The organism is Sphingomonas sp. UV9, from assembly GCF_004101245.1.
Classification (GTDB): domain Bacteria; phylum Pseudomonadota; class Alphaproteobacteria; order Sphingomonadales; family Sphingomonadaceae; genus Sphingomonas.
In genome coordinates, this window is sequence record NZ_SCIN01000003.1 from 786,715 (window position 1) to 805,265 (window position 18,551).

The 18,551-nt window shown below is 65.1% G+C and carries 16 protein-coding genes and 1 riboswitch; of the genes, 7 read left to right on the plus strand and 9 right to left on the minus strand.

Translation table 11 applies throughout. From position 1 onward, the window contains the following. Positions 1-15: 15 nt before the first annotated feature. Positions 16-1,098: a DNA polymerase IV gene (gene dinB, locus EQZ23_RS15910; RefSeq protein ID WP_128455374.1), complete on the minus strand. Its 1,083-nt coding sequence runs from the start codon at positions 1,096-1,098 to the stop codon at positions 16-18. Positions 1,099-1,198: 100 nt separating this feature from the next. Here dinB and EQZ23_RS15915 point away from each other — a divergent pair, with 100 nt between their 5' ends. Then, positions 1,199-2,629, plus strand: coding sequence for a phospholipase D-like domain-containing protein (locus tag EQZ23_RS15915; RefSeq protein WP_128455375.1), 1,431 nt, complete (start codon positions 1,199-1,201; stop codon positions 2,627-2,629). Positions 2,630-2,838: 209 nt separating this feature from the next. Here the strand turns inward: EQZ23_RS15915 and EQZ23_RS15920 are convergent, their stop codons facing one another. The 3 genes from EQZ23_RS15920 to EQZ23_RS15930 form a co-directional block, all read right to left on the minus strand. Next, a complete protein-coding gene (locus EQZ23_RS15920) occupies positions 2,839-3,540 on the minus strand; it encodes a response regulator transcription factor (protein ID WP_128455376.1) in 702 nt (233 codons plus the stop codon). Between the two features lie 291 nt (positions 3,541-3,831). Beyond that, positions 3,832-5,496 carry a malate dehydrogenase (quinone) gene (mqo, locus tag EQZ23_RS15925; RefSeq protein ID WP_240663614.1) on the minus strand — a complete coding sequence of 555 codons (1,665 nt, stop codon included), beginning with the start codon at positions 5,494-5,496 and terminating at the stop codon, positions 3,832-3,834. Positions 5,497-5,883: 387 nt separating this feature from the next. Then, positions 5,884-6,777 (minus strand): LysR family transcriptional regulator, encoded by an 894-nt coding sequence (locus EQZ23_RS15930; RefSeq protein WP_128455377.1) that lies wholly within the window; start codon positions 6,775-6,777, stop codon positions 5,884-5,886. A 301-nt stretch (positions 6,778-7,078) separates the two neighbouring features. Between EQZ23_RS15930 and EQZ23_RS15935 the strand changes: the two genes are divergently transcribed. Next, the gene (locus tag EQZ23_RS15935) at positions 7,079-7,798 is read left to right on the plus strand and encodes a pirin family protein (RefSeq protein ID WP_128455378.1); all 720 of its coding nucleotides are present in this window, start codon (positions 7,079-7,081) and stop codon (positions 7,796-7,798) included. 118 nt (positions 7,799-7,916) lie between these two features. Further along, positions 7,917-8,519 carry an NAD(P)H:quinone oxidoreductase gene (gene wrbA / locus EQZ23_RS15940; RefSeq protein ID WP_128455379.1) on the plus strand — a complete coding sequence of 201 codons (603 nt, stop codon included), beginning with the start codon at positions 7,917-7,919 and terminating at the stop codon, positions 8,517-8,519. A gap of 110 nt (positions 8,520-8,629) precedes the next feature. On the opposite strand, the gene EQZ23_RS15945 is transcribed toward wrbA, so the two are convergent. Continuing rightward, the gene (locus EQZ23_RS15945) at positions 8,630-9,817 is read right to left on the minus strand and encodes a metallophosphoesterase (protein ID WP_128455380.1); all 1,188 of its coding nucleotides are present in this window, start codon (positions 9,815-9,817) and stop codon (positions 8,630-8,632) included. Between the two features lie 156 nt (positions 9,818-9,973). Continuing rightward, a riboswitch (Fluoride riboswitch) is annotated at positions 9,974-10,050 on the plus strand. 23 nt (positions 10,051-10,073) lie between these two features. Here EQZ23_RS15945 and EQZ23_RS15950 point away from each other — a divergent pair. Both EQZ23_RS15950 and EQZ23_RS15955 read left to right on the plus strand, forming a co-directional pair. Further along, entirely contained in the window at positions 10,074-11,438 is a 1,365-nt protein-coding gene (locus EQZ23_RS15950; RefSeq protein WP_206364276.1) for a voltage-gated chloride channel family protein, read from the plus strand. Positions 11,439-11,749: 311 nt separating this feature from the next. Then, a complete protein-coding gene (locus tag EQZ23_RS15955) occupies positions 11,750-12,688 on the plus strand; it encodes a serine hydrolase (RefSeq protein WP_240663615.1) in 939 nt (312 codons plus the stop codon). A gap of 93 nt (positions 12,689-12,781) precedes the next feature. Here the strand turns inward: EQZ23_RS15955 and EQZ23_RS15960 are convergent, their stop codons facing one another. Together EQZ23_RS15960 and EQZ23_RS15965 are read right to left on the minus strand one after the other, a co-directional pair. After that, complete coding sequence (locus EQZ23_RS15960) at positions 12,782-13,120, minus strand: hypothetical protein (RefSeq protein ID WP_128455382.1); 339 nt, start codon at positions 13,118-13,120, stop codon at positions 12,782-12,784. Between the two features lie 154 nt (positions 13,121-13,274). Next, positions 13,275-14,069: a ThuA domain-containing protein gene (locus EQZ23_RS15965; RefSeq protein ID WP_128455383.1), complete on the minus strand. Its 795-nt coding sequence runs from the start codon at positions 14,067-14,069 to the stop codon at positions 13,275-13,277. A gap of 197 nt (positions 14,070-14,266) precedes the next feature. On the opposite strand from EQZ23_RS15965, the gene EQZ23_RS15970 reads away from it, so the two are divergent. Next, positions 14,267-15,208 (plus strand): DUF1080 domain-containing protein, encoded by a 942-nt coding sequence (locus EQZ23_RS15970; RefSeq protein ID WP_240663616.1) that lies wholly within the window; start codon positions 14,267-14,269, stop codon positions 15,206-15,208. A gap of 152 nt (positions 15,209-15,360) precedes the next feature. Here EQZ23_RS15970 and EQZ23_RS19875 read toward each other — a convergent pair whose 3' ends face one another. Both EQZ23_RS19875 and EQZ23_RS15975 read right to left on the minus strand, forming a co-directional pair. Further along, entirely contained in the window at positions 15,361-15,579 is a 219-nt protein-coding gene (locus EQZ23_RS19875; RefSeq protein ID WP_164913469.1) for a hypothetical protein, read from the minus strand. 12 nt (positions 15,580-15,591) lie between these two features. Beyond that, the gene (locus EQZ23_RS15975; protein ID WP_128455384.1) at positions 15,592-15,822 is read right to left on the minus strand and encodes a hypothetical protein; all 231 of its coding nucleotides are present in this window, start codon (positions 15,820-15,822) and stop codon (positions 15,592-15,594) included. A 21-nt stretch (positions 15,823-15,843) separates the two neighbouring features. Here EQZ23_RS15975 and EQZ23_RS15980 point away from each other — a divergent pair, with 21 nt between their 5' ends. Beyond that, positions 15,844-18,525: a TIM-barrel domain-containing protein gene (locus EQZ23_RS15980; protein ID WP_240663617.1), complete on the plus strand. Its 2,682-nt coding sequence runs from the start codon at positions 15,844-15,846 to the stop codon at positions 18,523-18,525. The last annotated feature ends 26 nt before the right edge of the window (positions 18,526-18,551 follow it).

Sequence of the window (18,551 nt, forward strand, 5' to 3'; positions counted from 1 at the left end):
TGGGTTCCGATAACTTTACAGCAAGCTAGGCTGAACCTCGTCCTCGTCGCCCATGATTCCCGACAGCGTCAGGCCAAGCAGTCGTACCCCGTCAGGCACCGGCAATTGCGCCATCAACAGTGCCAGCCCGGCTTCCAGAAACGCTGCCTTGTCCGTCACCGCCGTCACCGACGACCGGGCGCGCGTGATCGTGCGGAAATCGGCATGGCGCAGCTTCAACGTGATCGTCCGCCCGCGCGTGCCGTGCCGCTCGATCCGGACCCATGCCGCATCTGCCACCCGTTGCAGGGCTGCACGCAGGTCTTCGGCAGTGGTCAGGTTCGTTTCGAACGTGCGCTCCGCCCCGACCGATTTCGCCGCGCGATTGACCCGCACCGGACGATCGTCGATCCCGCGCGCCGCCCTGTAGAGATACTCGGCGTAACTGCCGAAATGCGCCTGGAGGAAATTGAGGCTCTGCGCGAACAAGTCCGCCCCGGTGAGGATGCCGAGCCGCTCCATCTTCTGTGCGGTCACCGGCCCGACGCCGTGGAAGCGCTTGACCGGCAAGGATTGCACGAACGCCGCGCCGCGTTTCGGCGTGATGATGCAGATCCCGTCGGGCTTGTTCTGGTCCGACGCGAGCTTGGCGATGAATTTGTTGTAGCTGACCCCGGCGGACGCGGTGAGCCCGGTATCCGCCTTGATCCTTGCGCGGATTTCTTCGGCGATCGCTGCCGCGGTGCCGAGACCACGGATATCCTGGGTGACGTCGAGATAGGCTTCGTCGAGCGACAGCGGCTCGATCAGGTCGGTATAGTCGGCGAAGATCGCGCGGATTCGCTCGGAAACCTCGCGGTACACGTCGAAGCGGGGCGGCACGAACACCAGGTCGGGGCAGCGCCGGATTGCGGTCACCGACGGCATTGCGCTGCGCACCCCGAACGCGCGCGCCTCGTAGCTCGCGGCGGCCACCACACCCCGGGCGCGCGACCCGCCGACCGCCACCGGCCTGCCCCTGAGCGAGGGATCGTCGCGCTGCTCGACCGAGGCATAGAAGGCATCCATGTCGACATGGATCACCTTGCGCTGGGCGGGAGGCTGGGTAGGAGGAACCATGAGCGCGTTAGATAGGCGCGCTAGGGGCGGCGATACAGGGTGCATCCGCAACCAATCGCGCGGCCGCGGGTACTGCCGACGGGCAAACGAAGGGACGCGAATGCAGGTCGGGACGGAATGCTGGCGTGTCGAACGCGCCGAACAGATGGCGGTGATCGTCGACGCAGAGAAGTATTTCCGTACCGCACGCGTCGCGATGATGGGGGCCAAGCGCCGCATCTTGCTGATCGGCTGGGATTTCGACGCCCGCATCGAGCTCGAACCCGGCGTCGATCGCCCCGGCGAGCCGAAGAAGCTCGGCGAATTCATGCTGTGGCTGGTCGAGCGCGAGCCGAATCTCGAGGTGTTCGTGCTGCGCTGGGATACCGGGGCGATCAAGTCGCTGTTCCGCGGCTCGACGATGTTCACGATGATGAAGTGGATGAAGCACAAGCGCATCCACACCAAGCTCGACGGGCATCACCCGACCGCCGCGTCGCATCACCAGAAGATCGTGATCATCGACGACGCGCTGGCGTTCTGCGGCGGCATCGACATGACTGGCGATCGCTGGGACACGCGTGAGCACCGCGACGACGAACCGCACCGTATTCAGCCCTCGGGCAAGCCTTACAAGCCGTGGCACGACGCCATCAGTGCCGTGCAAGGCCCTGTCGCACATGCGCTGGGCGAATTGTTCCGCCGCCGTTGGCATCTGGCTGGCGGCATGAAGATGGCGGCGGGCGAACCCGGCAGCACATTCTGGCCCGAGGGGCTCGAGGTCGATTTCCGCGATGTCGACGTGGCGATCGCACGCAGCGAGCCTGAGATGTCCGACCAGGAGCCCGTGTACGAGAGCGAGGCGCTGTTCCTCGGCCAGATCGCGCGCGTGAAGAAGCACCTGTATATCGAGAGCCAGTATTTCGCCTCGCGCAAGATCGCCGAAGCGGTGGCCAGGCGTCTCGACGAAACCGACGGCCCCGAGATCGTCATCATCAACCCGACCACCGCGCAAGGCTGGTTGGAGCCGATCGCGATGGATACCGCGCGTGCGCGGCTGATGGAGGCGCTGCACCGGCGCGACACGTATAACCGGTTGCGGATATACCATCCGTTCACCGCGGGCGGCGAGGCGATCTATTGCCATGCCAAGATCCTGATCGCCGACGAGGAGGTTTTCCGGCTCGGTTCGTCCAACGTGAACAACCGCTCGCTGCGGCTCGACACCGAATGCGACCTGGCGATCCGCGCAACCGACGCGGCGACGTCGAAAGGGATCGTCGCGATCCGCGACGGGCTGATCGCGGAGCATCTCGGCGTCGAGCCGCCGGTCGTCAGCGATCTGATCGCGGAGACGGGGTCGCTGATCAAGACGATCGAACGGCTGCGCGGCGAGGGCAAGACGTTGCAGCCCTACGAGGTGCCGGACCTCACCTCGGTCGAGGAATGGCTCGCCGACAACGAGGTGCTCGACCCCGAAGGCCCGCAGGAGATGTTCGAGACGCTCAGCAAGCGCGGCCTGTTCCGCCGGCTGCGACGGAAGAAGAAGTAGACCCGACCCTAAATCCTCCCCCGCAAGGGGGAGGTGGCTGGCCCTTGCCAGTCGGAGGGGGAGGATACGGAACGAGCGTGGGCGCTTGCCTCCCCCTCCGTCACCTTCGGTGCCACCTCCCCCTGGCGGGGCAGGATCAGATCCACAAACGGGAAAGGCCGCGGCACCCCCCGGTACCGCGGCCTCAAGCGCTCCCGAATACAGGGGAGTTACGCGACCTGGGCTTCGAGCGCTTCGTCGGGCTCGCGCAGCACATAGCCGCGACCCCAGACGGTCTCGATGTAATTCTCGCCATCGCAGGCCAGGCTGAGCTTCTTGCGCAGCTTGCAGATGAACACGTCGATGATCTTGAGTTCGGGCTCGTCCATCCCGCCATAGAGATGGTTGAGGAACATTTCCTTGGTGAGCGTGGTGCCCTTGCGGAGCGACAACAGCTCCAGCATCGCATATTCCTTGCCGGTCAGATGCACGCGGCTGCCACCGACCTCGACCGTCTTCGCGTCGAGGTTCACGGCCAGCTTGCCGGTGCGGATGACCGACTGGCTGTGGCCCTTCGAGCGGCGGACGACGGCGTGGATGCGGGCGACGAGTTCCTCGCGGTGGAACGGCTTGGTGACGTAATCGTCGGCGCCGAAGCCGAAGCTGCGGACCTTCGAGTCCATCTCGTTCACGCCCGACAGGATCAGCACCGGCGTCGACACCCGCGCGACCCGGAGCCGCTTGAGCACGTCATAGCCATGCATGTCGGGCAGGTTCAGATCGAGGAGGATGATGTCGTAATCATACAGCTTGCCCAGATCGAGGCCTTCTTCCCCGAGATCGGTGATGTAGACGTTGAACCCTTCGGTCGTCAGCATCAGCTCGATAGCTTTCGCCGTGGTCGGCTCGTCCTCGATCAGCAGCACCCGCATGCGTCGTCCCCTTGTCGCGAGACCGCTCGACACCCCATGTCTGCAGCTCGACTTCGATTCATTAACCACACAACATCTGAAGGCAAAAGGTTAATTTCGAGCTAAGCCTTGCCACCGGACGCCTTGCAACACCGGCTGAGCCACTGATTTTCTTACAATTTAACGGTTTCTGTCGCGAACTTGGGGCGGGCCGCCGCGAAGGACGCCAAGCGCCGAACTCGATTCGTTCGTCCCGAGCAGCGCTCGCTACCCGGGACGAACAGACACCGGCAACCGCGCAGGGCGCCGCTCCTACAACGCCAGATCGGGGCTGCGATCCGGTTTGACGCGCATCGCCGCCGGACGTGGCTGGGCCGCTGCGCTCACCGTCGGCGACGGCAACGCGAGTTGCAGCGTATCTGCAGTCGCCGCCCAATGCTTCGCCAGCACGTCCGGGTTCTCGTTCAGCATCACGCCATAGGTCGGCACGATCTTGCGGATCTTCGCCTGCCACTGCGCGGTCGCCAGATGGTTCGGGAATACCGTCTTCAGCAGGTTCAGCATGATCGACGGCGCGGTCGACGCGCCCGGCGAAGCACCCAGCAGCGCGGCGATCGAACCGTCCTTCGACGCGACGATTTCGGTACCAAGCCGCAGCACGCCGCCTTTCTCGGGATCGCGCTTGATGATCTGAACGCGCTGGCCCGCCTGCCACAGACGCCAGTCACCGTCCTTGGCACCGGGGAAATATTCCCGCAGCGCATCCATCCGGTCGCTGTCCGACATGATCAACTGCCCCGCCAGATATTCGACCAGTTCGAACTCGTCCCAGCCGACCGCCATCATCGGCCGGAAATTGTCGAGCGTGACCGACGCTGGAAGGTCGAAGTACGAGCCTTCTTTCAGGAACTTGGTCGAGAAGGTCGCGAACGGGCCGAACAACAGTGCCTGCTTGCCGTCCAGGAAGCGCGTGTCGAGATGCGGCACCGACATCGGCGGCGAGCCGACGGCCGCCTTGCCGTACACCTTGGCGAGATGGCGATGCGTGATCGCCGGCTTGTCCGCCACCAGGAACGAGCCACCGACCGGGAAGCCGGCATAGTCGTCAGCCTCGGGAATGCCGGACTTTTGCAGGATAGGCAGCGCGCCACCGCCAGCGCCTGCGAACACGAAGCGCGCCTTGATGATCTGTTTCTCGTCGGTCTTCATGTCGCGGGCGGTGACGCGCCAGCGCCCCTTCTTGCCACCGACCGTCTCGCGTTCGAGTTCACGGACTTCGTGGCCGGTGCTCAGCGTGAAGTTCGGCTGCTTGACCAGCGATGTGATATACTGGCGCGTCACCTCGCCCCAGTCGCAATCGGTGCCGAGCGGCGAGCGCGTCGCGGCAAGCTTCGTACCGGGGGCACGGCCTTCCATCATCACCGGCACCCACTGGGCGATCTGTTTCGGGTCGGTGGTATATTCCATGCCCGAGAACAACGGGCTCGCCTGGAGCGCGGCGTGGCGTTTCTGCAGGAAGGCGACGTTGGCATCGCCCCAGACCAGATTCATGTGCGGCGTGGAATTGATGAACGAGCGCGGATTGCCGAGGATTCCGGTATCGACCTGATGGCTCATGAACTGGCGCGTGACCTGGAACTGCTCGTTGATCTCGACCGCTTTCGCGATCTCGACCTTGCCGTCCGCCTTGTTCACGGGCGTGTAGTTCAGTTCGCACAGCGCCGAGTGGCCGGTACCGGCGTTGTTCCAGCCGTTGGAGCTTTCATCGGCGACCTTGTCGAGGCGTTCGACCAGCTCGATCGTCCAGGTCGGTTCGAGTTCGCGCAGCAGCACGGCGAGCGTAGCGCTCATGATGCCGCCGCCGATCAGCAGGACGTCGACCGACCGTTCGGTCGTCGCGGCGTCGGCGTGCGCGAGCGGCAGAACCGAGGCACCCCCGGCGACGATCGCCGACCCGAGCAGGTTGCGCCGCGTCACGCCAGTATGCAGATCTGGAGTACGCAGATCTGGAGTATGCGGATCTGGCGTGCGGGGATTTGGGGAATTTACCGCGTCGTTGGCGTCAAGCCGCATGGTCATACCTTTTCATTTCGGCATGGCCCGCTGTCCGACAAGGTCGAAGACAACGAAAATCCATGACCGGATTATCGGTTTCAGCCACGCGGGTATGACGGGATCGATGCTCGAACTACCGACTGAGCGCGGCCGCTGCTCAAAGTCCTCGTCCCAAGATATCGGGTAATTTTTGGGACACGGCCACCGCACGGGCAGGCGCATTATCCACCCCGCACATGGCATCCTGACGCCGCTGACGCAAGGTTGCAGCCCGCAACCCCTTGAACGAGGAGTGTTTTGGTCGGGTCTTCAGCTCGGATCGCGCAGCCGGTTGGCGAGAAACTCGATCAACGCTTCGACGCGGGCGGGGCGGAGTGGGCTAGGCGGGGTCAGCAAATGGAGGCCGATCGGGGCGGGTGCCCATTCGGCCAGAATCGTCACCAGCGCACCCGTGGCGATATGCGCATCGACGATGAAGTCGGGGAGCCGCGCGATGCCCAGACCGGCGACCAACGCGGGAATGATCGCCTCGCCGCTATTGGCGGTAAGCTGCCCGCGCGCACGCACGGACACCTCCGCACCGCCCGGACCGTGGAAGCGCCACGGGCCGACGACATTGGAATAGCCGAACAGCTTGTGCTCGCCGAGTTGCGCGGGGTGCGTTGGCGTACCGTTGGTGGCGAGATACCGCGGCGCGGCGACGATGTGGGCGCGGATCGTGCAGAGGCGCCGGGCGCGAAGCGAACTGTCGGGCAGCTCGGCGATCCGCAGCGCGACGTCGAACCCCTCGGCGACGATGTCGACGCGCGCATCGGACAGATGCAGGTCGACCTCGATCCCCGGATGCGCGGCGAGGAATTCGGCGAGCAACGGCGCGACGTTGGTGATACCGAAGCTCATCGGCGCAGCAAGGCGGACGCGGCCGGTGGGCGCGCTGGCGGCGTCGTTGGCGGATTCCTCGGCAAGCCGCGCCTCGGCGAGGATCCGTGCGGCATGCTCGGCGAGCGGCTTGCCGGCCTCGGTCAGCGCGAGGCGCCGCGAGGTGCGGTGGAACAGCGACTGGCCGAGATGCGCCTCCAGCCGCGTGATGGCTTTCGAAACGGTAGCCTTGCTGAGCCCGATCGCATCGGCGGCTGCGCTGAACGAGCGGTGCTCGACGACGCTGGCGAAGATCGCCCAGGCTTCGAGATCGGGCAGGCGCATGGTGGGGCTCCAACAGAACTGGGCTGCATAGATATTCAACTTCCGCAGTCCTCCCCGCCGGGGAGGTGGCTGGCGCTTGCCAGACGGAGGGGCGGTAAGAGGCCACGTCCGTTCCGTGTCCTCCCCCCTCCGTCGCCCTCGGCACCACCTCTCCCTGGCGGAGGAGGATCGCAAAAACCGGATATCGGTATCGCCCTTAAAACTCGACCGGACATTAGCCACCGAAACGATCGGTTTCCAGCGTTTCTATTTACGGCGTGATCGCTGCGCCTATCTTGGGGACAACCAGTGGAGACCTATCATGACGACCACGACCCTGAGCAAAGTTGACCGCCGCCCCTTCCAAAGCCTTGGCCATGCCGATCACGGCTGGCTGAACGCGCGGCATCATTTCTCGTTCGCGAGCTATTACGATCCCGCGCGGATGGGCTGGGGTGCGATCCGGGTGTGGAACGACGACCAGATCGCCGCGAATTCGGGCTTCCCGCCGCATCCGCATCAGGACATGGAGATCATCACCTATGTCCGCAGCGGCGCGATCACGCACCAGGACTCGCTCGGCAACAAGGGCCGCACCGAGGCGGGCGACGTCCAGGTGATGAGCGCAGGCACCGGCGTCCGCCATGCCGAGTATAATCTGGAGCCCGAGACGACGACGATCTTCCAGATCTGGATCGAGCCTTCGCGCAAAGGCGGCTCGCCGAGCTGGGGTGCCAAGCCGTTTCCGAAGGGCGAGCGCTCCGGCCAGTTCGTGACGCTTGCCAGCGGGTTCGAGGGTGACGGCGATGCACTGCCGATCCGTGCGAACGCCCGCGTGTTGGCGGCCACGCTGAAGGCCGGCGACAGCGTCGACTATGCGATCGAGGACGGCCGCCACGTCTATCTGGTGCCCGCGACCGGCGCGATCACGATCGGCGACGAAGCCTTCGCCGCGCGCGACGGAGCGGCGCTGCTGGGCGGCCAGACGGTGACGATCACGGCTCAAGACGATGCCGAGATCGTTCTCGTAGACTCGGAGTAAAACGCTCCTCCCGCTTGCGGGAGGGGTCGGGGGAGGGGCTTTCCTTCCTCGACCCCGCCCGGAACTGCCCTCCCCTAACCCCTCCCGCAAGCGGGAGGGGAACTCGAAGGAAATGCCCATGACCAAGGTTCTCGTGCTCTATTACTCGTCCTACGGCCATATCGAGCAGATGGCGGATGCCGTTGCAGAGGGCGCGCGCGCCGGTGGCGCCGAGGTCGATATCCGTCGCGTCGCCGAGACCGCGCCGCAGGCGGTGATCGAAGCCGCGCATTTCAAGACCGACACCGCGCATGCCGAGATCGAAGGTCCCGCCGCGCTCGAGCAGTATGATGCGATCATCGTCGGCGCGCCGACGCGCTTCGGCCGGATGCCCGCGCAGATGGCGCAGTTCTGGGACACGACCGGTGGCCAGTGGTTCTCCGGCGCGTTGATCGGCAAGGTCGGCGGCGCGTTCACGTCGACCGCAAGCCAGCATGGCGGCCAGGAAACGACGCTGTTCTCGATCATCACCAACCTGATGCATCACGGGCTGACGATCGTCGGGCTGGACTATGGCTTCCAGGCCCAGATGGGCGTCGATACGGTCAAGGGCGGCTCGCCTTACGGCGCGACGACGCTGTCGGACGGCGACGGCAGCCGCCAACCGAGCAAGGACGAGCTCGACGGCGCCCGCTATCAGGGCAAGCGCATCGCCGAGACCGCGGCCAAGCTGAAGGGCTGAACCGGGTCGGATTGCCGGGATCGACGCACAAGCGTCGGTCCCGGTTTTGTGTCCGGACCAGCTGCTCTCCGCGACACGCTGGACCAAATGGTCGAGCATGCCTGGCCGACTTATGGGGCGGGGCGCAGGGTGATCCGGGTCAGTTCGGAAGGTCGACCAAGGCGCAGGGCAAAGCCCGGCCAAAGGGCCGTGCCGTTGCTGACATAGAGCGTCATGCCCGCCACCTCGTAGCGCCCGGACACGAACCCGCCATTGGCTGGGGCGACCAGTTTATCCAGACCCGCGATCATCCCGCCATGCGTGTGACCGGAAAGCTGAAGCGCGATCCCCCGGGCGGCGGCGCGGCGCGCATTCTTGGGCTGATGATCGAGCAATATGACGGGTACGTCGCGGGGGGACCCTGCCAATGCGGCGGAAAGGTCGGGTCCGGCCTGGCCCACGCCGGGTGCCGACAGGTCGGTGACACCGGCGATGACCAGACGAGCGTCGTCGCGTGTCAGCACTGTGTGGGCGTTCGGCAGCATGCGGATCCCCAGTCCCGCAAGGTGGCGCATCCACGCTGCGTAATCGAAGAAATATTCGTGGTTGCCGGGAATCGCGTAGACACCGTCGGGTGCGCGAAGATCCCGCAGCGGTTCGACATCGCGGCGGCGCATCGCGACGGAGCCGTCGATAAAGTCCCCCGTCACGACGATCAGGTCGGCTCCCGATCCGTTCGCGCGGTCGACCATCTGGCGAGCCCAGCGCTCCGGAAACAGCCGGCTGATGTGCAGGTCGGTCAGTTGCAGGATGCGATAGCCGTCGAACTGCGGCGGCAGGTCGCGGATCGCGATCTCGATGTCGTTGAGCGGCGGCACGCGGATGGCATTGCCGACGCCGATCGCCGCAAGCAGCGCTGCCAGTCCGGCAATGGCGAAGCGCACGCCATCCGGGACGTGCACCGACTGCCACCGCACGAGCATCGTCACCAGTGTCCCGAGGTCGAGCAGAAGCTGCAAGACGGCGAGCAGTACGATCGCGCCGAACGCCCAGTTGAACAGGATGACGACGGTTCGGGGAAACTCGGGTGCGAACACCGATCCGGACGAGAGGCGGCTCCAGAAATGATATTGCGAGGCGACCAGTAGAAGGACCGCGATACCGCCCTTGGCCCAGAACGGCAGGGCCAGCGGCCAGAGCCATCGGGCGACGACGAGCAGGCACGGGGCCGCGAAGATGAGGTGAAAGATCGTCGTTCTCCGTCGAAAATACGGGGCGTGAACGCGGGTACGTGCGCCTACCGCTCGATCTGCAGCCATCACGCCGCAGGGTAAAGATGGCGTTCGTCGAGATCGCGTCATCCGCCGAAGCATCGGCGCAGGGCAAGCGTTTTTGCCGGATCGTCACATTCCCCTCGCGTCCAGAACGCGATCGCGCAGCATGCCGTTGACGGTTACACGATCAGCCGACATAGGCGGCGCAACGGCGATGGATTTCCGCCGGGCAACGTGGCCGAACCGCTCTGGCAAGAGCTGATGATTCCTACTTGGCGCCAGCAGGCAGCAAGGAGGATTCGTGCGCGCTACCTTTCGTACCTTCATCTCCGATCTGAACGTCGTCGCGTTCGTCCGGAATCGACACGACCACGCCATGTCGGTCGTGCGCTGGACGCTGATCCTCGTGCCGATGGCCGCACTCGTCGGGACGCTCTGCGCGGCCTTTCTGTGGAGCCTCGACGCGGTGACGAGGCTGCGTTTCGCCGAGCCCTGGCTGCTCTATGGCCTGCCGCTCGGCGGCTTCGGGGTCGGGTTGCTCTACCATCTCGCGGGGCGCTCGGTGGAGGGCGGCAACAACCTCATCGTCGAGCAGATCCACGAACCGGGCGGCGGGGTGCCGCTGCGGATGGCGCCGCTGATCTTCTTGGGCACGGTGGTGACGCATCTGTTCGGTGGGTCGGCCGGTCGTGAAGGCACCGCCGTCCAGCTGGGCGGCAGCCTCGCCAGCGGTTTCGGCCGCGCGCTCCGGCTCGATGCGGACGGCACGCGCATCCTGTTGATGACCGGGATCGCGGCCGGGTTCGGGGCGGTGTTCGGTACGCCGATCGCTGGCGCGGTGTTCGCGCTCGAGGTGCTGGCGATCGGGCGCGTCGAATATCGTGCGCTGGTGCCGTGCCTCGGCGCCGCGCTCGTTGGCGACTGGACGTGCCTTGCCTGGGGCATCCATCACGGCATCTACCGGATCGATGCGGTGGTCGCCGTGGATGCGCTGCTCGTCGTCAAGGCGGGCATCGCCGGCGTCGCGTTCGGATTGGTGGGGCTCGCCTTCGCCGAGGCCAACCATCTGCTCGGCGGGTGGCTCAAGCGGATCGTGCCCTATGGTCCGCTTCGCCCGGTGATCGGCGGGATCGCCGTGATCGCGCTCGTCTTCCTCGTCGGCACACGCGACTATCTGGGGCTCGGGACGCTGGCAGCCACGCCGGATGGCCTCACCATCGCCAGCTTTTTCGGGCCGGACCCGCATCCGTGGAGTTGGGCGCTCAAGTTCGTGTTCACCGTTGTCACGCTGAGTGCCGGCTTCAAGGGCGGGGAAGTGACGCCGCTATTCTTCATCGGCGCGGCCCTCGGTAGCGCGCTGGCGCCGCTGTTCGGCGTGCCGACCGGGGTGTTCGCGGCGATCGGGTTCGTCGCGCTGTTCGCCGGTGCTGCCAATACGCCGCTCGCCTGCACCTTCATGGGCATCGAACTGTTCGGCGCGACCTATGCAGTCCCGATGGCAGTCGCGTGTTTCGTGGCGTATCTCTGCTCCGGGCACAGCGGCATCTACCTCTCGCAGCGCGTTGCCGTGGCGAAGACGCCGACGGACGGCCTCATGCCGAACGCGACGTTGCGGGAGGCGCGCGCGGAGCGGGCGGAGCGGGCGGGGCGCCGTCGGCATCCCTGACTGCAAAACGCGGGCATGGCCAAAACGCGGGCATTGGGAAACTGCGGCGCTTGCGTCGGATCGACCTCTAATCGCGTCGAAGACCCCAGCCACGGGTTTCGCCCGGTGGTCGGGGCGCTACACAGTGGAAAAGGGAAGTATAGTTGTCGGTTGTATCGTTTTACCGTGGCATTGGCGCCGTTGCCGGTGTGTCCGCCCTCGCTGCCTGTGTGCCCGCCGGACGCCAGCCGCTGCCGCCGTCGTCGGTGCCGATCACCGTGCAGACCACGGCGCCGGCCCCGCGGTCGCCGATACGACCGCCGATACGACCAGTGGGGCGGCCTCAGCCATCGGCCGACCTGCTCAACGCGGTGCAGGCCCTGGGGGCGGGGTTCAAGGGGCAGGTCGGTATCAGCGTGCGCGATATCGACGAGGGTTGGGTCGTGGCATGGGACGGCGACCGTCCCCGACCGCAGCAGAGCGTCAGCAAGCTATGGGTCGCGATCACCGTCATGGATGCAGTGGATCGAGGCCGGCTGTCGCTGACCGATCCCGTGACGATCACCCGCGCCGATCTCACCCTCTTCCATCAGCCCATTCGGGCGCTGGTCGGAAAGGACGGTTACAAGGCAACCATCGGGGAACTGCTGCGCGGCGCGATGACGCGCAGCGACAATACGTGCAACGACGTGCTTCTCTGGCGGGTCGGGGGGCCGGCTGCGGTCAACCGGATGCTCGCGGACAAGGGCGTTGTCGGCGTCAAGTTCGGCCCCGGCGAGCGGCAGTTGCAGGCGCGTACCGCAGGACTGGAATGGCGCCCGGAATGGGCGGGGGGCTGGGGCTTCCTGAAAGCCCGGGCAGCGATGAGTTACGAAGCGCGCGATCGGGCGCTCACCCGTTATCTCGCTGCGCCGATCGATGGGGCGTCGGCCAACGGAATCACGCTCGGGCTGTCGTTGCTGTCGCAGGGCAAGCTGCTGAGCACACGGTCGACCGCGTCGCTGCTCACGTTGATGCGGTCCAGCAAGACCGGTCCGCTGCGTCTCAAATCCGGGCTCCGGCCTGGATGGACCCTCGCGCACAAGACCGGAACCGGCCAGGATCTCGGCAGCCTCTCGACCGGCTATAACGATGTCGGACTGCTCGTCGCACCGAGCGGCCATCGCTATGCCGTCGCCGTCATGATCGCCAGTACCCGCCAGCCCATCCCGGTACGGATGCGGTTGATGGGCGACGTGACCCGCGCGATCGTCGCCGCGAACAGTCGATGACCGCGCTGCCGGCGTGCGGCGACTGAGCCGCCGACGGCGCCGGTTAGGCATCGACGGCAGCGTCGTTCGGGCTCCCCGAACGAGCGCGCGGGGTCAGCGTTGCTTCTTTGTGGTGGTCGCGGTGAAATCCGGATCCTTGTTCGCGACCCAATCGACGAACTTGCGCACGGCGGGGTTGGCGAGCAGGCCTTCGACATCCATCCCGTGGCGTTGCAGTTCGGAATTGGTGAAATTCGCGGTGAGCGTCTGCTGGCAGATCGGATGCATCGGCACGACATCGCGTCCGCCCCGGCTCTTGGGGACCGGATGATGCCAGACGATCGTCTTGCCGGTGGGACGGCCGCAGAGCCAGCAGGCCACGATCGCGACCGGAGCCTCTTCGTCCTGCTGCGGGTCTTCATAGGGACCATGTTTCGAATGTTTACGGGCCACGCGTCGACTTCCCTGATCTGCACTGCCATCCGGGCAGCCTGACCGGTCCGCTACACCAACACCGGCGCGAACCCGAGCAGGAATGCTCCAGCGACGTTGCGGTAGGCGGCAATCATGGAGAACCCTGCGCGTCGCCCGTCCGCCCGGCCCCGTTCTACCGGCTCCCCGCCCAGCGGATCGCATTGACGAGAATGCGCCGATAGTTCGGATCGTCATAGGCCTCCGGCGCATGGCCCAATGCGGAATAGACGACCCGGCCTTTCGTCGATGGGTTGCTCCAGATGACGGGGTGATCGCCCATCGCCAGCTTCGCACCGGAGCGGTAACTGGTCTCGTCGATCCGCGCGAGTACGGTCATGCCGCGGGCCGCTGGGTTCGCGTCGAAGGAATACCATTCATCGACCGGCGACCAAGGCGACGTCACGCCGGCCATGACGGGATGGTCCGGTCGATCGACGATGACCCGCGCCGGCTGAAACTGATCGTCCCCGCCCGGATGCCCGATGAACGTGGTGCCGATCACCGTGTCGGTATACCAGGCATCGGTATGACTATCGTCACCGGCAGCATGCAAGGCCACGACGCCGCCGCCTCGCGCCACGAACCGAGCGAATGCAGCGCGTTGGTCGCGCGTGAGGAAATCGCCACTGGCGCTGTTGAGCACGACGACGGAGAAGTGCCGTAACTGTTCGTCGTTGAAGACTGCTGCGTTCTCGGTGGCATAGCTCGCGCGGCCCAAGCTTTGCGCGATATCGGCGAGCACGATGTTCGAGTGCGGAATGTGCTCGATGTGTCGCCAGCCATTGGTCTTCGAAACGATCAGGACCGCGTGGCGCAATCCCTTGGGAAGCACGGGAGCGACGGTGTCGTACGTGGCCGACGGCATATGCGGATTGGGCGCGGCTTGCGCCATCGTCAGTAGTGCGAGCAGCGCCAGCATCTTGTGCATCGTTCAATCTCCCGCGCGATCGTTAGTCCGAATGATCGGGCTATGCGAGCAAACACCGGTAACGGTGCAAGGCGGGTCAAGACCGCGGCGAGCGCCGCTATGGTCCGAGTGCCCGTAAACCGACGTTCAACTGGTACCGATAAAGCGCTAGGCTCGTCGATGAACGCTGGTCGGGCGATGGTTCAGGGCGAATGTTTATGTGGTTTGATCGAGCATTGGTGGCGCTACTGGTGCTGTCCGCCCCCGCGACCGCGCAGATGTCAAAGGAACGGGCACGCGCGATTGCGGGCGAGCCGGCGGCCACCCCGCAGCGGCTCACGCTGACGGACATACCGGTGCCGACGAGCAAGCCGACCGCGTTGTTCGACGGACGCAGCCTGACGGGCTGGGCGCCTTGGCTCGGTTATGCCGACCCCGCGATCACGTACAAATCGAATCCGGGCACGCCGCCGATCGGTACCAGCCGGAACACCAGCGGCGACTTTGCGGTGCGCACCGTGGACGGCGCGCCGGCGATCTGGGTGAAGGGCCAAACCTGGGGCAGCCTGGTCAACCGTGCCGACCTGCGCGACTATCACTTGCGGTTGCAGTTCAAATGGGGAGCAAGGACCTGGGCGCCGCGCGCCACGATGCCGCGCAACAATGGACTGCTGTATCATACCCACGGCGCGGCTGGCGAAGTCTTCGGCACCTGGCGGCCATCGGTCGAGTTCGAGATCATGACCGGATCGACCGGCATGATCGTCGCGGTGGGTGGCAAGCTGCGGGGACGCACCAGCGTGACGTCCGATCCGTCGTTGGTCGAACCCCATCTTCGCTTCCGCGTGGGGGGCCGCGACATCGAGATCGTCAACGGCACGCCGACCTGGAACGTCGAGGCAGCGACCGACGCCGAGCGCCCGATCGGCGAATGGAACACGCTCGACCTGTACGTCGTCGGCGATCGCGCGGTGCATGTCGTCAACGGCGTACCGGTTGGCGAAGTCCACGGCTTGGCGACGATCGCCTCCAACGGCACCCGGCAACCGCTGACACACGGCCATATCCAGCTCCAATCCGAAGGCGCCGAGACATGGTTTCGGGCGATCACGGTCGAATCGATCAGAACGCTTCCAAGAATCGTCGTCGCTGGAAAGTAAGGTCGAGCGGTTGGCGAGACCCTCGACCTAGCCGTTGCTGCAAAAGGGCGATCGTGTCGGGTATTTGTCATCGTTTCCACCCTGGGACCGGGGGCGGTCGCATACCCCGATTTCCGACCATCGGCACCGCGGCTTGCATCCTCAGAGTATGATCACCGGTGGCGGAGTTCGACCATCACAACGTCTTGCTCGCGCATCGGAAGGGTCAGTCGATAGGGCTTTCCTGCTCGTACGTTGATCGTGCTGACCACCGGAGTGTCGGTCGTAACATCTTGCAGCGTTTGCAGCTGCTTATCGGTCAATTTCGCGGGTCGGCCCATTTCCAGATAGGTGGAATACGCGTCGTTCTGCTTAAATCCCGTACGCCGCACCCGTAGCTGGTATTATCCGGGCTTCAGACCGGCCAGGTCGAGGGTGAGCGGCGTGGTTTGAGCTGGTTGCCGCAACTTGGTAAAGAATGGCCGGTTGCTGACGGGCTGATCCGGCAATGCCTCTCGCCAAGCCAGCACCTGCACCGTTCCGTCCTTCAACGCAGCGATGCTCTGATTGTCCGATGTCGGCAACTCGCGATCGCCGAGGTTTGCGAGGTATTTGAACGCGACGGGATCATCCACGTCGTCGCCAGCCCGACGCGCGTGACGACGGCGCCGAGCCTGATGGTGCCGACCCCGCCGATCGCGGGCCAGTACACCGTCACGCAGCAGGGCAAGAGGGCGCTAATCGCGACCGCACGCGACACCGCCGAGGTCGATCTGAAGACCGGCCGCGTCCGCTTCCTCGACACGGCGGGCAAGGTCGTGCTCGGTCAGGCGGCTGCGCCCGCATTCTCGCCCACCACCGCGGACGGCAAGCTGTTCGTCGTCGCCTCGCAGCAGTTCAATCGCGGGACGGACGAGGGGCTGTACGGCCTCGGCCAGCACCAGAATGCGCAGATGGATTACAACGGCGAGGATGTCGAACTCGCGCAGCACAACATGGACATCGCCGTGCCGTTCGTCGTCTCGACGAAGAACTACGGGTTGTTGTGGGACAATGACGGCATCACCCGCTTCGGCAATCCGCGACCCTATTCGCTGGTCGGCACCGATGGCTTGAAGGTCACCAGTGGTGGCAAGCCGGGCTTCACCGCGCAATATTATCTGGGCGACCGGCTGGCGGTGACGCAGCAGGAAGCGTCGATCAACTACCAGTATATCAAGGATCAGGCGAAGTGGCCCGCCGCAGCCAAGGCGCAGACGGTCGCCGCGACGGGTGGCCAGAACACCGCGGGCAATGCGGTCGAGACTCAGAAGGTCGTGTGGACCGGCGACGTGATCCCGGACGTGAGCGGCGTGCACAAGTTCCAGCTCTATGGCTCGAGCTATTTCAAGGTGTTCGCGGACGGCAAGGAGGTGCTGAACCGCTGGCGCCAGAACTGGAACCCCTGGTACGCGAACTTCGACCTGCCGATGACCAAGGGCAAGCGCGTGGCGGTGCGGATCGAGTGGGAGCCCAATGCGGGTTACATCGCGCTGCTCCACAATAACCCGCTCGCCGCGCCCGATCGCCATTCGGTGTGGTTCACCAGCGACATCGCGAAGTCGGTCAATTATTGGTACGTGCCGGGTAAGAGCATGGACGAGGTCGTCGCCGGCTATCGCTCGCTGACCGGCAAGGCCGTGATGATGCCGAAATGGGCGTACGGCTTCTGGCAGTCGCGCCAGCGTTACAATACGCAGGACGAGGTCGTCGACGTCGTCAAGAAGTACCGCGACCTGAAGATCCCGCTCGATAATATCGTCCAGGACTGGTTCTACTGGCCCGAGAATGCGTGGGGCAGCCACCAGTTCGACAAGGCGCGCTTCCCCGAGCCGGAGAAGATGATCGACAAGATCCACGACATGAATGCGCGCTTCATGATCTCGGTCTGGCCGAAATTCTATCCGACGACGGAGAATTACAAGGAACTGACGGCCAAGGGCTACACCTATCGTGGCAATCTCGATTACGGAAACAAGGACTGGGTCGGGCCGGGCTACCTCAACACCGACTATGATCCCTATGCGCCCGAAGCGCGGACGATCTACTGGCGGCAGATCAAGGACAGCCTTGCGAAAATCGGGACGGATGCATGGTGGCTCGATGCGAGCGAGCCGGATATCCACTCGAACCTGTCGATCCCCGAGCGGATCGCGACGATGGGGCCGACCGCGGCGGGGCCGGGCGCGCAGTATTTCAACAGCTATCCGCTGGTGCATGTCGGCGCGGTCTATGACGGCTGGCGTCAGTTCAAACCGGACGTCCGGCCCTTCATCCTGACGCGGTCGGGCTTTGGCGGGTTGCAGCGCGAAGGTGCCGCGGTGTGGTCCGGCGACGTGGCGAGCCGCTGGTACGATCTGCGCGCGCAGATCTCGGCGGGCGTGAACATCTCGATGTCGGGCATCCCCAACTGGACGCACGATATCGGCGGGTTCGCGCTGGAGGATCGCTATGCGAGCAAGACGCCGACCGCGGCCAATCTGGACGAGTGGCGCGAATTGAACCTGCGCTGGTTCCAGTTCGGCGCGTTCAGCCCGCTGTTCCGCAGCCACGGCGAAAGCCCGTACCGCGAGATCTACGAGATTTCGCCCGACGGGTCGCCGATGCGCAACGCGATGGTGTGGTACGACCAGCTTCGCTACCGCCTGATGCCGTATATCTACACGGTCGCGGCAGACACGTGGTTCAAGGACGGCAGCATCATGCGCGGCCTCGTCATGGATTATCCGAACGACGTCCATGCGCGGAAGGTGAACGACGAATATCTGTTCGGCGACAGCTTCCTCGTCGCGCCGGTCACCGAATACAAGGCGCGCTCGCGGAGCGTGTACCTGCCCGGCGCGACCGTCTGGTACGACTTCAACACCGGACAGGCGTATCGCGGTGGCCAGAGCGTGACGGTCGCGGCGCCGTACGAACGGATGCCGTTGTTCGTGAAGGCCGGGGCGATCGTGCCGATGGGTCTGGTCACGCAATATGTCGACCAGAAGCCCGACGCACCGCTGACGCTGGCGATCTATCCGGGCGCGAACGGCAGCTTCGGTCTCTACGAGGACGACGGCACCAGCGAGCAATATCGCGGCGGCGCGTATAGCCGTATCCCGGTGACGTACGACGACGCGACCGGCGTGGTGACGCTCGGTGCGCGGGAAGGGCAGGGGTACAAGACGATGCCCGCGAGCCGGTCGGTGCGGGTGAAGTGGATGACAGCGGGCCGTCCGATCGATCTGGACAGCGCGGTGGATGCGACGGTGACGTATCGCGGAGCGGCGGTAGAGGTGAAGCGGCCACGGTCCTAGGGCGGTTAGGTTGGGCTCTGTACCGG

What these genes read in the sequence shown, in the direction of transcription:
- dinB (WP_128455374.1), bottom strand. Translation starts at nt 1,098, where the DNA reads ATGGTTCCTCCTACCCAGCCTCCCGCCCAGCGCAAGGTGATCCATGTC.
- EQZ23_RS15915 (WP_128455375.1), top strand. Translation starts at nt 1,199, where the DNA reads ATGCAGGTCGGGACGGAATGCTGGCGTGTCGAACGCGCCGAACAGATG.
- EQZ23_RS15920 (WP_128455376.1), bottom strand. Translation starts at nt 3,540, where the DNA reads ATGCGGGTGCTGCTGATCGAGGACGAGCCGACCACGGCGAAAGCTATC.
- EQZ23_RS15930 (WP_128455377.1), bottom strand. Translation starts at nt 6,777, where the DNA reads ATGCGCCTGCCCGATCTCGAAGCCTGGGCGATCTTCGCCAGCGTCGTC.
- EQZ23_RS15935 (WP_128455378.1), top strand. Translation starts at nt 7,079, where the DNA reads ATGACGACCACGACCCTGAGCAAAGTTGACCGCCGCCCCTTCCAAAGC.
- wrbA (WP_128455379.1), top strand. Translation starts at nt 7,917, where the DNA reads ATGACCAAGGTTCTCGTGCTCTATTACTCGTCCTACGGCCATATCGAG.
- EQZ23_RS15945 (WP_128455380.1), bottom strand. Translation starts at nt 9,817, where the DNA reads ATGGCTGCAGATCGAGCGGTAGGCGCACGTACCCGCGTTCACGCCCCG.
- EQZ23_RS15965 (WP_128455383.1), bottom strand. Translation starts at nt 14,069, where the DNA reads ATGCACAAGATGCTGGCGCTGCTCGCACTACTGACGATGGCGCAAGCC.
- EQZ23_RS15970 (WP_240663616.1), top strand. Translation starts at nt 14,267, where the DNA reads ATGTGGTTTGATCGAGCATTGGTGGCGCTACTGGTGCTGTCCGCCCCC.